This window comes from Gemmatimonadales bacterium (assembly GCA_019637315.1).
In the GTDB taxonomy this organism is placed as follows: Bacteria; Gemmatimonadota; Gemmatimonadetes; order Gemmatimonadales; family GWC2-71-9; genus SHZU01.
On sequence record JAHBVU010000011.1, the window covers coordinates 37,796 to 49,812 of the forward strand.

The window sequence follows — 12,017 nt, forward strand, 5'->3', positions numbered from 1 at the left end:
GGTATGGTCTAACCTGTTGCCTGAGGCCAGTTTGCAGGTCCGGATTCTTGCCCCTGGTGCCGGCTGCCAAGGGGCGATATTCATTTCCTTCTGTGACCACATTCTACTTCGTCTGCGTGGGTATCGGCGGCGCCCTCCTGCTGCTCCAGACCGGGCTGAGCATTTTCGGGCACAACCATGACGGCGGGCATCACGATCTCGGCGGCGACGGCGGCCTGGACCTGTTCAGCGTCCGCACCCTCGCGGCGGGCGCGGCGTTCTTCGGGATCGGCGGCTTGGCCGGGCAGTGGCTGGGCCTGGGCAGCCTTCTCTCGCTGCCGATCGGCGTCGTGGCCGGGTTCGGATCGATGCTTGGCGTAGCGCATGCCACGCGGGTGCTCCGTCGGCTCGACAGCGACCGGAGCGCGCACGTCGCCATGGCCATCGGTGAGGCCGGGTTCGTCTACCTCACTGTGCCGGGCCAGCGCGCGTCGGCCGGCAAAGTGCACGTGACGCTCAACGGTCGACTGGCCGAGCTCAACGCAGTTACCGACGGAGCGACGCTTGCCACGGGTTCAGCCGTTCGCGTAGTGGATATCGTAGACGACGAGACGATCGTGGTCGCGTCCGACTCGGTTGCCGATACCGGCAGCCATTCCCGTTTGCCCTGAGGCCCCGATGTTAGACCTTCCGCTCTGGTCGATCCTGGCCGTTCTCTTCGGTTCGGCGCTGATCGTCGGTTTCGTGTCGATGGTGGTCAAACGGTACAAGCGCTGCCCCGCCAATCGGGTGCTGGTCATTTCCGGGAGAGTCGGCGGTGACGGCGTGGCGCGGTGCATCTCGGGCGGCGGTGCCTTCATCTGGCCGGTGATCCAGGAGTACGCCTACCTGAGTCTCGAGCCGATCCAGATCGAGATTCCGCTTCGCGATGCCCTGTCGCTCGAGAACATCCGAGTGGCGGTGCCCAGCGTTTTCACGGTTGCCATCGGGACGGAGTCGGAGGTGCGCCAGAACGCCGCCATCCGGTTGCTCGGCCTGCCTCACGATCAAATCAAGCGCCAGGCCCAGGACATCATCTTCGGGCAGATGCGGCAGGTGATTGCGTCGATGGGGATCGAAGAGATCAATCGCGATCGGGACGGATTCCTGCACAAGGTTCAGAAGTCGCTCGAGCCGGAGCTCAAGAAGATCGGCCTGGTGCTGATCAACGTGAACATCACCGACTTGAAGGATGATTCCGGCTACATCGAGGCCATCGGCAAAAAGGCAGCAGCGCAAGCCGTGCAGCAGGCCCGCGGCGACGTGGCCGAGCAGGAGAAGCTCGGCGAGGTGCGTGTGGCCGATGCCGAGCGCGAGCGGACCGTTCAGGTGGCCAGTGCCTCCAAGCTCAAGGAAATCGGCACCCGCGAGGCCGAGCGGGACACCGCAGTGCGGGTTGCCGAGCTCGCGAAGGAGCAGACGGTAGCTGAGCAACGCGCGGTGTTCGCGCGGGATGCGCAGGTCAAGGATGCGGAGCGAGAGCGGCGCGTGGCCATTGCCGCAGCCGAGGCCACAGCGATCGCGGGCGAGGTCGAGTCGCAGACCATGATCGTGGCCAGCCAGGCGCAGTTGCAGCTGCGCCAGGCCGAGGCGTACCAGCTCACCGAGATCAAGAAGCGCGAGGCCGAGGCGCTGGTCCGCGAGGCGCAGAACCGGGCGCTGGCCAAAGCCGCGATAGCTGAGGCAGAGCGAGTCGAAGCCGAGCGACGCGCGGCGCTGGAGGCGCCGGCCAAAGCCGAGAAGGCTCAAGTCATCGTCGAGGCGGAGGCGGCTGCTGAGCGGCGCAAGCTCGAGGCCGCCGCAGAAGCCCAGGCCATCTACATGAAGCTCGAGGCCGAGGCGCGTGGCCAGTATGAGATCCTGGCCAAGAAGGCGGCGGCCCTCAAGGAAATCGTCGCGGCCTGCGGGGGTGCCAAGGAAGCGTATCAGCTGATGATGCTCGAGCACCTCGACACCCTGGCGGAAACCTCGGCCAAGGCGATTTCCAACATTAAGTTCGACAAGGTGGTGGTGTGGGAAGGCGGGGCCGGGGCCGGTTCGGGTGGCGCGGCCAACTTTCTGCAGAGCATGGTGCGTACCTTGCCGCCGATGATGCAGGTGATGCGGGACATCGGCGGGGTCGAGCTGCCCGGCTTCATGGGCAAGCAGGAGGCCGATCCGGCTGGCAATGGCCCGCCGGGGCAGGCGGTGGTTCCGGTCGAACGCCCGGCGGAGTAGCTCTGGACAGAGCTGCGCAGCAGAGGTACCGTATTAGGGTCCTGACAATCCGATCGACGATCCCATGCGCAGCCTGTCTGTTGCAACGGTTCTGGTGGTTGGCCTGGCTTCGGCGGCCAGTGGCCAATCCGTTCGGGCGTCCAACCAGACGGTGACCACCCGCCTGGAACAGAGCCACGGCGGGTCACTCGAACAGGTGATCTACGTTTCGAACCGCTCCTCCGAGAACATCCTGCTCACCAGCATCCGCCTGATGGACTGCGAAAATGTTCAGGGGAGTTGTGCGTCGCGTCGGTTCAAGACCAAGGTGTCGGCAGGCTCGACCGCGCTGGTTCACCGGGTGCGCCCACGCGACCCCGACCGGGGTATGTCGTTCCGGTACACCTTCACCTGGGAGCCTGAGGCGCCTGAGGGACCGTCCGCGAAGGATGTCGCGCGCGACGAAACGGCGCTCGAGGTCGACACGGTGCTCGTGTCACCCAAGGTGATCGATATCAAGGTTGGGGAAACCCTCGACTTGGGGCAGCTCCTTTCGATCCGGGCGCAGAACGCTGCTGGGCAGCCGCTACCGCGAGTCTTTTTCTACCCCAAGTTGGAGCTGGGTGAAGCGTTTCTCCTGCTCGAGAACTCCAAGATCACCGGCCTCGCGGTTGGTACTGCCGCTTTGACGATCGGTGCCAGCTCGGCCCCGAATCCCGTGGCGCCAAGGAAGGGAGCGTCGCAAGTCCTGATCAACGTCATCCCCTGACCGGACTGACGCTCAGCCCTATTCAGGGAGCTCGGTGTAGCGCTCTCCAGCAGACACGCGGGCCGGTACCGTGTTGCCGCGAACCGGTGCGGGGCAGGGCAGGACGGGGTTGTAGGCGCAGTACGGATTGCGGCTTCGATTGAAGTCGAGCAGGAACCGACCGTTCGCCAGAGGTTGCAGGGTGACGAAACGCCCCGCCGGGTAGCTGCCCTGACCTGCTGTGGCATCTCGGAAATAGATCACCAGCTCCGCTGGCAGGTCCGCCCTCCGGGCGGGGGTTTCGACCACGAGGAGTGTTACTGACGAGCCTCCTGCGCGAATCGTAACCGACCCGGCACGGCGAGCCTCGATCTCGATGCCGTCGAGCGCCAGCATTCGCATCACGCCGCCTTGTCCCGACCGTTCCAGGCTGACCTCGTGCCGCCAGGAGGAGTTGTAGGGGAAGTAGGTCGGCGGAGCAGCCGAAGGTGCTTCGGTTCGGTAAACCGTCACCGTGGTTCGGGTTGGCGGGCCGGCCGCCACGACCTGGTAGCTGCCCAGGGGTGCGGCACGGTCTCGGACCAGCGGATGTGAGGTACCGTCGACAGTCAGGACAACGCTGCCGTTGCGTTCCGTCATCACTCCGAGGGGTGTGTCGGCCAAGGGTACGTCGGCGTCTGCCGGGCCCAGCGTCAGCCGGCGGCCCACCGGGTGGTGCGCGACGGCGCGGCGCGGTGAAGTCGCGGCGTCCGCCAGCCATGCCGTAAAGGCGCGACGCTCGGCCTCAAGGTCGGCAGGGACGGTTGTCTGGGCAACGGCGGGACTTGTCATCATTCCGAGCAACAGCGACTGCGCCAGCCGGTGTCGTGCCAGCATGCCTGCTACCAGCTCCAGAACCGCCCGGGGCTGAGCGCCCGGACGCCGTCGAAGGTGGCCTCACGCGCCATCAGGTGTGTCAGCGCAATGCCAGTGATTCCGGCGAACAGAATGCCGTTCCGGCCGTAGCCGGTGGCGTACCACAGATTGGGCGCTTCGGGTTCGGCGCCGAAAATCGGCAGGCCGTCCGGGGTGCCGGGTCGCAGGCCGGCCCACCGGCGGGTTACCGGCGCCGACCCCAGGACCGGGATCAACTCGTCGGCAATGCCCGCGACCTCCTGTTCGCCGCTCGCGGTTGTTTCGACCGTGAACCCCGCGTGTTCCACGGTCGCTCCGCAGAGCGCCTCGCCGGCGCGTTCGAGTACGTAGCCGTGCGCACCGTAGACGATGGCAGGAGGAATGTGCTTCGGCCACGGCTTGGCGATCATCTGGCCCCGAACCGGCTCGACCGACACCGGCCGCGGCAGACCGCTCAGGCGCCCGGTCCAGGCGCCGGCGGCCAGAACGACCTCCCCGGCAGCGTAGCTGGCGTGTTCGCTTTCGACACCGGTAATCCGGCCGCCTTGCCGCACTAATGACGTGATTGTGTCAGTAACGAACCGTGTGCCCGACCGGATGGCGCTGGCTCGGAGTGCTTCGACCAGTCGGACCGGATCGACGGCGCCGTCCTGGGGTGCCCAGAGCGCGCCCCGGTTGCGACCAACCCAGGGAAACTCGCTGCGCACTTCGTCCGGGTCGAGCCAGTCGGCTCGCTGGCCGTGCTGGCGCTGCCAGGCCACCGCTGAACGGAGCAGCGAGTCATCGGCCTCCGTCACCGCCAGGCGAAGGATCCCGCTTTCGACCAAGCCGATGTTGATGCCAGTCTCGTCTGCCAGCTCGGCGGCACGGTCCCGATAGTACTCGCGCCCGGCCACGCCCAGCTCGAACAGTGGGGTGTCTTCGCGGGTCTCGATCTGGGGTGCCAGCATGCCGGCCGAGGCGCGCCAGGCTTCGCCGGGCTTGGAGCCGGGGTCGATCAGGAGGACACGACGACCGACGCGGGACAGCTCCCGAGCCGCTGCGGCGCCGACCGGGCCGGCACCCACAATCACAACATCATGAGAATTAGTCACTTAGGATCCGGACGAAACTTTCTGAAACGTCCCGCGTACAGTAGATTCCTGATGTCATTCTTCGCTGGAGGAAAGGTACCATGGTCCGAGGTCTCGTAGGTTTCGCTGGGGTTTTCGTCCTGTTCCTGGTCGGGATGAAGGTCATCGGCTTCCTGATTGGAGGCGCGATCGGGCTGATCCTCAACCTGCTGTGGTTTGCCTTCCTGGGCTGGCTGATCTACCTGGTGATCAAGGTGGTGAGCCCCTCAACGGCGCAGAATATTCGCGAGACGATTCGCGGACGCTCGAGTTCGAGCGAAGTCTAGCCCGACCGGCAGGACAGCAACGAGCCCGGATCGTTCATCTGACGATCCGGGCTCGGTTGTATCCGCTCCTGGGGGCGGTCGTAACCTAGTCGGCGTTGGCGCTTTCGATTCGGGACAGCCGAAGCGTGACCGAACCAAACGCCATCTTGGAGCGGATCTGCACCGGGATCCGGTCGGCGTCGTCGGTAATCCAGAGGCGGGCATCGGCGCGATCGGCAAACATGCCGCGGTCATCGATGACCGGATTCAAGACCCAGCAGACGACCTTGCGTCCATCCGGCAGGGTCATCTCTTCCTTCTTGAGCACCCGAATCAATAGCGGGTTCTTGTCGTTCATGAAGTACTTGTCGAACCGGTAGCTCTTGCCCACCTCGAATTCGGCGGTCCGGACGAAATACAGGAACGATGCATCGTCCAGAGGATGACTTGGCGTTGCTTCTTTGTTGTCGCGGCCGCGCTGCCGGAAGAAGCCTGAATCCGGATAGATGTCATAGTCGCGGATCCGGTTCCGATCGTTTTCCGTGTTGTCGTTGCGGAAGCGGAGCGATTTGAAATCACGCACGGTCGTCCACGACTCCAGCACGGACTTCAGCCTGAACACAAAGTTTCCGCCCTCGAGCTGAAAGCGAAACCGGAAGGTTTCCTCGCCGCGAACCGTGTCCATGCCGGCAACGTGGATGGAGCCTTCGCCGAGCTTGAGCATGCCCATACGGGCGTCATAGACGAAACGCTCACCGACCTTGAACGGATACCGGGCCGCAGCCGAGCTGTCCGGCGGCGGGGCCGCCGCGAGCAGAACGGCAAGTGAGACGACGGTTGGCATCATGCAGCACCTCCTTGTTCTCGTCGCCGGCCGGCGCGGGCGGCGGCCCCTCGTTCGGCCTGGACCACCCGTCGGACCACGCCGCTCGACGACCATAGCGATCGCGCCATCGACCATGGAGCAATCCGGCGGGGCCGGGTTTTCAGGTCGTGCCGCTCGGTAAATGAGACGGTTTCGATCCTGCGGGCGTGCACGGCCGCGCGTCCGACCAACTCGGCGTTGACGGCCCATCCCTCCGAAACCAGCACGGGCTCAGGCGACTGGAACACAGACCGAAGGGTGGCCAGGCGGAAGCCGAGGAAGCCCGAGGTCGGATCTTTGACGCCCGGCACGCCGGCGCTCTTGCCGAGCAGGTAGCCGCTCCAGAGGCGGGTCCAGCGGTAGCCCCGGTCCCAGGCCGGGTCGATGGCGCCCTCGCCCACGACCATATCGGCCCCGCTGTCGAAACGGCGAATGAACTCCTGCAGCAATTCCGGGCCATGGGAGAAGTCACCGTGCATCAGGATGGCCGCATCGCGCTTGGGGCGATTGGACGAGGCGACGGCCTGGCGCAGAAGGTTCTCCGCCGTGGCGGCGTAGCCGCGGCGGGTCCGATCCGAGTGGTAGGTCAGCGGGAGCACCTGAGCATAGGTCTCCAGCACCTCACCCGTGTGATCGGTCGAGCCGTCGTTGCCGACCATGACATGGTACTCGCGGCCAAGCGACTCGAACACCTTGCGGATCTTCCAGAGCACGAGCCCGACGGTTTCCGCCTCGTCGTGGCTCGGGATGCAGACGTAAATCATTCTCCGTCAACGTGCTAGGACGACAGAACGATAAACGCGCCGGACCCCCTCGACCATCCCGGGCAGGTCGAACCGGGCAACTGCCTCCCGGGCCCGTTCCAGGGTCCAGGCTCGGCGCACCGCATCGCTCAGCATGAGGTCAACCGCCTCGGCCACGGCCGCCGGCGATCCGGGCGCCGTCAGGATCCCGGCACCGCCCTCGAGGAGCTCAGGGGTGCCGCCCACTCGGGTGGCCACGACGGGAACGCCGAGGGCCATGGCATCGAGGATGGAGGTGCCGAGGCCCTCGTCCGTCGAGGTCGATACGAACACCGAACTCGCCGCGATCAAGGGGCGGGGGTCCTCGACCTGGCCGGCCAGGTGGACGAATCCGGTCGAGCCCGAGGCGGTGATGGCGGCCTCGAGTTCGGGGCGAAGCGGGCCGTCTCCGACCAGGAGCCAATGCAGGTCCCGTCGCTTGCTGTGTAATGATCGGGCGGCCTCGATCAGGGTCCGGTGGTCCTTCTCGGCGGTCAGCGCGGCTACCGAAACGGCCACCGGTGCTCCGGCCGGGATCCCGAACCGGCTGTGGAGCGGTGCAGCCGTGGTGGCTCGGGTGGCTTCGAGGTCGACGGCCGAGTGTACCACCGTGGTGCGGGCCGGGTCGATGCCGCTCGTGAGCAGCGCCTCCCGGACCGCCTCGGAGATGGCGATGATGCGGTCGCTGCGCACCCAGAAGCCCGGACGTCGAAGCGGGAACGTCACCCGTCGGGTGACCACGAGGGGCACCCGGACAGCCAGCCTGGCCAGGCCGGCAACGACCAGGGCATGGGGGTCGTGCGCATGGAGCAGCGATGGAGCGGCCCGGGCGGCTCGGACTGTGGCGAGTACGGCGCCGGGCGACAGGGCGACTGACCAGCGCACGCGGTGACAGGGAACCCCGATCACATCGAGCTCGGCTGCCAATCGGCCCTGCGAGGCAGTGATGACGAGTTGGGGGACGCCGACGCGGGCCAGGCCGTGGGCGAGGAGTAGGACCTGTCGCTCGCCGCCGCGCCACTGCCGTCCCGCCGCGACATGGATGACGCGGGGGAAAGCTGAAGTCACTGTCGGAGAGAGTCCGGGAACAGCGGACAGTTTCTGTCCTCGAAGGCCGCGACCGTCGTGCGCAGGCCGATCATCGGCAGCACCCGATCCGAGACGTGGACCGAACCCAGGATCGGTGCTCCGCGGATCGGATTGCCTTCGTAGAGCAGTACCCCGCGCGGGCCGACCACCGGGTCGACCAGCAGGATGCCGAAGCCCTTTTCCGGGAGCGGCGGGAAGGGCCCATCGACGCCGACGATCCAGGTGCTGTCGGTCTGGCCGACCAGCCCCCGTTGGGCGGCGCCAACCGCAATGCGAACCGGGAGCACTTCCGGCATCGGGACGGTCACCGTCGCCATCGTTTTACCTGGGTGGGTGAACTCCTCCAGCAGCATGGTCGGCCCCGCCAGTGCGGCAATGCCGCACCGGGTGGCCCGCTCCGACAGGCTGCATCCTGCCAGCAGCAGGAGGGCGATCGGTGCAGCGAGGGCAGGGAGGCGCATGGTTCCCAAAGATACCATCGGGCGGTAACATTTGACGCCACTATGGGATTCGAAGAACTCAAGGCCCGACTCGACCGCCTGCTGAACGAGCAGGGGCTCGGCCGCCTCGGTCGCAGTCAGACGGGCATCCTCCACGACGCGCTGGTCGATCTCAAGGTCGGTCTCAAAGACATGACCGACGCGCTCGACCGCACGGTCCGGGAACTGGCTGCTGAGCAAGAGCATCTGGCTGCCGCGCTTCGCCGAGGTCAGCTGGCCGACGACATCAACGACAGCGAAACGGCCACGATTGCGCGCGAGTTCGCTGATCGTCATCGGCAGCGAATCGGGCTCTTGGAGCGCAAGCAGGCAGTGCAGCAGGACGAGCTCGCGCTTGCGCAGCAGGAATACGACACGCTGGCCGACCGCTACCGGGTTGCCCGTCGGGGCATCGGCGACGCGGGCTCGCGCGGTCCGGGTAGCGAGGACGAACTTGCCGGCGGACCTGCCGGCATGGCTGACCCCACCATCGATTCCGAGGAGTCGAGCCTGCTCAAAGCCCGACTCGATCGGCAGCGGGCCGAGTCGGTCGCGGATGCGCAGTTGGAGATGCTCAAACGCAAGATGGGGAAAGGTTCATGACCGGGTCCGATTCGACCGCACCTACCGAAGCCGCGCTGGCAGCCGACCGCCGATTCTTTGGACATCCGTTGGGCCTCTCCACCCTCTTCTTTACCGAAATGTGGGAGCGGTTCAGCTTCTACGGCATGCGGGCCATCCTGATCCTGTTCATGGTGGCGCCGGTGACCGAGGGCGGTCTGGGCCTGCCGGTATCGGAGGCCGGGGCGATTCAAGGAACCTATACCGCCATGGTCTATATGATGACCATGGCGGGCGGTTGGTTCGCCGACAAACTGATTGGACTGCGCCGCTCCGTCTTCTGGGGCGGCGTTTTGATTATGGCGGGTCATATCAGTCTTGCCTTTCCCGGACTCGGGCCGTTCTACCTCGGCCTGATCCTGCTCGTGCTGGGCACCGGGTTGCTCAAGGGCAACATCTCGGCCATGGTCGGTCAGCTCTACTCGCCCGACGATACTCGTCGCGACGCTGGCTTCTCGCTCTACTATATGGGCATCAATCTGGGCGGCTTTCTGGGGCCGCTGGTGTGCGGCTTCTTCGCGCAGTCGGAAGGATTTCGGTCCACGCTGGCCGGGTGGGGCATGCAGCCGGAGAGCGCCTGGCATTTCGGCTTTGCCGCCGCTGCGGTCGGCATGTTCTTCGGTTTGATCCAGTATCAGCTCGGCCGGAAGCGGTTTCCGGAGCGAGCGGAGCGTCCGCTGGGGTTGGCGCATCCGGCCGAAGGTCCGACGGCCTGGCGCTGGTTCCGGGTCGTAGCGACGGTGGTGCTCGGTGCGGTGGTCGTGACGGCGTTGCTGCATCGGATGGAGGCGATCACGGTGACAGCGGCTGGGTTTGCCGGCTTCATCGACGCCTTTCTGATCTTCCTCACCGTGGGCTTCTTTACCTGGCTGTTCACCGTTGCCAAGTGGACCCCGGAGGAGCGGAAGCGGCTGATCGTCATCGTGGTGCTCTTCCTGGGGGCGGCGGTATTCTGGGCCGGGTTCGAGCAGGCGGCCTCCACGCTCAACCTGTTTGCCGATCGCAACACCGCAAACACGTTCTTCGGCTGGTCGTATCCGCCCTCCTGGCTCCAGTCGGTCAACTCGTTCTTCATCATCGTGTTTGCGCCGATCGTCGGTCTGATCTGGCTCAAGCTGGGCACCAAGAATCCGTCCCAGCCGGCGAAGTTTTCGCTGGGTCTCTTCTTTCTCGCGGCCAGCTATGCGCTGATGGTGCTGGGCGCGTTATCCGCAGCAAGCGGCGAGCGAGTCAGCCCGATGTGGCTGATCGGCTGCTTCTTTCTGCAAACCGTGGGTGAGCTCTGCTTGAGCCCGGTGGGTCTCTCGGCCATGTCCAAGCTGGCGCCGAACCGGGTCCAGGGGCTGATGATGGGGGTTTGGTTCCTGGCATCGGCGGTGGGGAACAAGGTTGCGGGGCGGGTGGGCGGCTTGTACGAGTCGTTCTCTGTGCCCTCGATCTTCGGTGCGAATGCGGTCTTCGTGCTGGTCTTTGCGGTGCTGATGGCGCTCTTGGTGGTGCCGATCCGGCGGATGCTGGCGGCGCGTTCGTAGCCGGGATGCGCAGGGTGGCAAAGGCCCGATTCGCGGCGGCGAATCGGGCCTTTCTCGTCGGGATTGGCGTTGTTACTGAGGAGCCTGGTCTGGAAGGCTTGCCCCGTCCTGATCGAGCGCCTCCGCCCATGCCTCCCACTCTGGTACCGGCTCACGGCTGCGATGGATGGCTTCGTCGAGCACGGCGCGGGCTCGTTCGGCCAGAGACTGCGCGGCCTCGGCTCGCCCCTCGAAGCGTTCCAGGGCGCTCTCCAGCGCCAGGAGCTGGGCATAGCCGTGAATCCGGTGCGGGTCGATCAGCAGCTCGGCGACACGGGTCGGGTCGAGGTGGGCGGCCAGGCGATCGATCGGCCCCAGCAGGGTGGCGTATGCCTGGGCCAGCTCCTCTCGCACGATTACCAAGGTCAGGCTGCGGTCGCCGCGCAGCAAGCGGGCTATCAGCGCAGCGAGCTGCTGGATCCAGCGCAGGACGATGTCCCGTTGCATCGGCATCTGTCGTACCCCGATTGAACCCGCCGACGCCGATGCGTCAGGCGCCGTGGCTGTAGCTGTTGGCCGCGCCTGTCGGGTTTCCGGTGCCGGGGGCATCGACTTCACCACGGACCATGGTCACCGCATGGCCGGCGAGGTGAACCCGGTCGTCGACGATCCGGGTCTCGACTACGCCGCCGCGCCGGGAGGCCTGGTAGCCAACCATGGTACTCTTGCCGAGCCGGGGCGCCCAGAACGGGGCCAGGGTGCAGTGCGCCGAGCCAGTGACGGGATCCTCATCGATGCCGACGGCCGGCGCAAAGAAACGAGAAACGAAATCGGTTTCCTTGCGGTCGCCAGGTGCGGTGACGATGACGCCGCGCGCGTTGATGCTCTTGAGGGCTGCAAAGTTGGGCATCACGATGTGGACGTCGACTTCGCGGTCGAGCATGACCAGGTAGTCGGGTTGCGCCGCGCGGTTCGAGTAGACGAGGCCGCCGGGCAAGTTGAGCGCGGCAAAGAATCCCTCCGGCGGAGCAACTGGAACCACCTCCAGGCTCGGGAAGTCGAGCACGATGCGGTCGTCATGTTCCCGTCGCGCGGTCAGCACGCCGCTCCGGGTATGAAAGCGCGCAGGCTGGCGCGGATCGAGCCGACCCGAGGTCCACAGGAAGTGACCCGTGGCGAGTGTGGCGTGGCCGCAGAGGTCGACTTCGATTTCCGGCGTGAACCAGCGGAGGTTGAAGCCGTCGGCCGTCGGGCTGACAAAGGCGGTCTCCGCCTGGTTGAGTTCGTTGGCAAGAGACTGCATCCAGGTGTCGGGCACCGGGTGGTCGAGCCAGCAGACCCCGGCGGGGTTGCCCCGAAACGGGCGACTGGTGAAGGCATCGATCAGCCAGAGTGGAGCGGGCATCGGATTCTCCTCGAGGTGAGGTTCTCTCCCC

General features: G+C 66.0%; 14 protein-coding genes. 6 read left to right on the forward strand and 8 right to left on the reverse strand.

Features of this window, described 5'->3' with window-relative positions; translation table 11 throughout:
* Positions 1 to 92 precede the first annotated feature (92 nt).
* The 3 genes from KF785_11535 (at position 93) to KF785_11545 (ending at position 2,983) form a co-directional block, all read left to right on the forward strand.
* The gene (locus KF785_11535) at positions 93 to 650 is read left to right on the forward strand and encodes a hypothetical protein (protein ID MBX3147387.1); all 558 of its coding nucleotides are present in this window, start codon (positions 93 to 95) and stop codon (positions 648 to 650) included.
* A 7-nt stretch (positions 651 to 657) separates the two neighbouring features.
* A complete protein-coding gene (locus tag KF785_11540; GenBank protein MBX3147388.1) occupies positions 658 to 2,235 on the forward strand; it encodes a hypothetical protein in 1,578 nt (525 codons plus the stop codon).
* A 64-nt stretch (positions 2,236 to 2,299) separates the two neighbouring features.
* Complete coding sequence (locus tag KF785_11545) at positions 2,300 to 2,983, forward strand: hypothetical protein (GenBank protein MBX3147389.1); 684 nt, start codon at positions 2,300 to 2,302, stop codon at positions 2,981 to 2,983.
* An 18-nt stretch (positions 2,984 to 3,001) separates the two neighbouring features.
* Here KF785_11545 and KF785_11550 read toward each other — a convergent pair whose 3' ends face one another.
* Both KF785_11550 and thiO read right to left on the reverse strand, forming a co-directional pair.
* A complete protein-coding gene (locus KF785_11550; GenBank protein ID MBX3147390.1) occupies positions 3,002 to 3,838 on the reverse strand; it encodes a DUF1684 domain-containing protein in 837 nt (278 codons plus the stop codon).
* Positions 3,839 to 3,843: 5 nt separating this feature from the next.
* Positions 3,844 to 4,950 (reverse strand): glycine oxidase ThiO, encoded by a 1,107-nt coding sequence (gene thiO / locus KF785_11555; protein ID MBX3147391.1) that lies wholly within the window; start codon positions 4,948 to 4,950, stop codon positions 3,844 to 3,846.
* An 80-nt stretch (positions 4,951 to 5,030) separates the two neighbouring features.
* Here thiO and KF785_11560 point away from each other — a divergent pair, with 80 nt between their 5' ends.
* On the forward strand, positions 5,031 to 5,255 hold the full coding sequence (locus tag KF785_11560) for a hypothetical protein (protein MBX3147392.1): 225 nt from the start codon (positions 5,031 to 5,033) through the stop codon (positions 5,253 to 5,255).
* An 85-nt stretch (positions 5,256 to 5,340) separates the two neighbouring features.
* On the opposite strand, the gene KF785_11565 is transcribed toward KF785_11560, so the two are convergent.
* Genes KF785_11565 through KF785_11580 form a run of 4 tightly spaced genes read right to left on the reverse strand, consistent with a single transcriptional unit; the run spans position 5,341 to position 8,431 of the window.
* Complete coding sequence (locus KF785_11565; protein MBX3147393.1) at positions 5,341 to 6,081, reverse strand: DUF3108 domain-containing protein; 741 nt, start codon at positions 6,079 to 6,081, stop codon at positions 5,341 to 5,343.
* The gene (locus KF785_11570; protein ID MBX3147394.1) at positions 6,078 to 6,863 is read right to left on the reverse strand and encodes a glycosyltransferase family 2 protein; all 786 of its coding nucleotides are present in this window, start codon (positions 6,861 to 6,863) and stop codon (positions 6,078 to 6,080) included. The genes KF785_11565 and KF785_11570 overlap by 4 nt, the downstream gene beginning before the upstream one ends.
* Before the next feature lie 6 nt (positions 6,864 to 6,869).
* On the reverse strand, positions 6,870 to 7,949 hold the full coding sequence (locus KF785_11575) for a glycosyltransferase (protein MBX3147395.1): 1,080 nt from the start codon (positions 7,947 to 7,949) through the stop codon (positions 6,870 to 6,872).
* On the reverse strand, positions 7,946 to 8,431 hold the full coding sequence (locus KF785_11580) for a hypothetical protein (protein MBX3147396.1): 486 nt from the start codon (positions 8,429 to 8,431) through the stop codon (positions 7,946 to 7,948). Before KF785_11580 ends, KF785_11575 begins: the two co-directional genes overlap by 4 nt.
* Positions 8,432 to 8,473: 42 nt before the next feature.
* On the opposite strand from KF785_11580, the gene KF785_11585 reads away from it, so the two are divergent.
* Positions 8,474 to 9,052, forward strand: coding sequence for a hypothetical protein (locus KF785_11585; GenBank protein ID MBX3147397.1), 579 nt, complete (start codon positions 8,474 to 8,476; stop codon positions 9,050 to 9,052).
* On the forward strand, positions 9,049 to 10,602 hold the full coding sequence (locus KF785_11590; GenBank protein MBX3147398.1) for a peptide MFS transporter: 1,554 nt from the start codon (positions 9,049 to 9,051) through the stop codon (positions 10,600 to 10,602). The genes KF785_11585 and KF785_11590 overlap by 4 nt, the downstream gene beginning before the upstream one ends.
* Before the next feature lie 72 nt (positions 10,603 to 10,674).
* On the opposite strand, the gene KF785_11595 is transcribed toward KF785_11590, so the two are convergent.
* Both KF785_11595 and KF785_11600 read right to left on the reverse strand, forming a co-directional pair.
* Positions 10,675 to 11,088 (reverse strand): hypothetical protein, encoded by a 414-nt coding sequence (locus KF785_11595; protein ID MBX3147399.1) that lies wholly within the window; start codon positions 11,086 to 11,088, stop codon positions 10,675 to 10,677.
* 43 nt (positions 11,089 to 11,131) lie between these two features.
* On the reverse strand, positions 11,132 to 11,986 hold the full coding sequence (locus KF785_11600) for a PhzF family phenazine biosynthesis protein (protein ID MBX3147400.1): 855 nt from the start codon (positions 11,984 to 11,986) through the stop codon (positions 11,132 to 11,134).
* Between the last annotated feature and the right edge of the window lie 31 nt (positions 11,987 to 12,017).

Coding starts and splice junctions, on each gene's coding strand:
- KF785_11545 (MBX3147389.1), top strand. CDS start 2,300: ATGCGCAGCCTGTCTGTTGCAACGGTTCTGGTGGTTGGCCTGGCTTCG.
- KF785_11565 (MBX3147393.1), bottom strand. CDS start 6,081: ATGATGCCAACCGTCGTCTCACTTGCCGTTCTGCTCGCGGCGGCCCCG.
- KF785_11560 (MBX3147392.1), top strand. CDS start 5,031: ATGGTCCGAGGTCTCGTAGGTTTCGCTGGGGTTTTCGTCCTGTTCCTG.
- KF785_11570 (MBX3147394.1), bottom strand. CDS start 6,863: ATGATTTACGTCTGCATCCCGAGCCACGACGAGGCGGAAACCGTCGGG.
- KF785_11595 (MBX3147399.1), bottom strand. CDS start 11,088: ATGCAACGGGACATCGTCCTGCGCTGGATCCAGCAGCTCGCTGCGCTG.
- KF785_11600 (MBX3147400.1), bottom strand. CDS start 11,986: ATGCCCGCTCCACTCTGGCTGATCGATGCCTTCACCAGTCGCCCGTTT.
- KF785_11540 (MBX3147388.1), top strand. CDS start 658: ATGTTAGACCTTCCGCTCTGGTCGATCCTGGCCGTTCTCTTCGGTTCG.
- KF785_11585 (MBX3147397.1), top strand. CDS start 8,474: ATGGGATTCGAAGAACTCAAGGCCCGACTCGACCGCCTGCTGAACGAG.
- KF785_11590 (MBX3147398.1), top strand. CDS start 9,049: ATGACCGGGTCCGATTCGACCGCACCTACCGAAGCCGCGCTGGCAGCC.
- KF785_11580 (MBX3147396.1), bottom strand. CDS start 8,431: ATGCGCCTCCCTGCCCTCGCTGCACCGATCGCCCTCCTGCTGCTGGCA.
- KF785_11550 (MBX3147390.1), bottom strand. CDS start 3,838: ATGCTGGCACGACACCGGCTGGCGCAGTCGCTGTTGCTCGGAATGATG.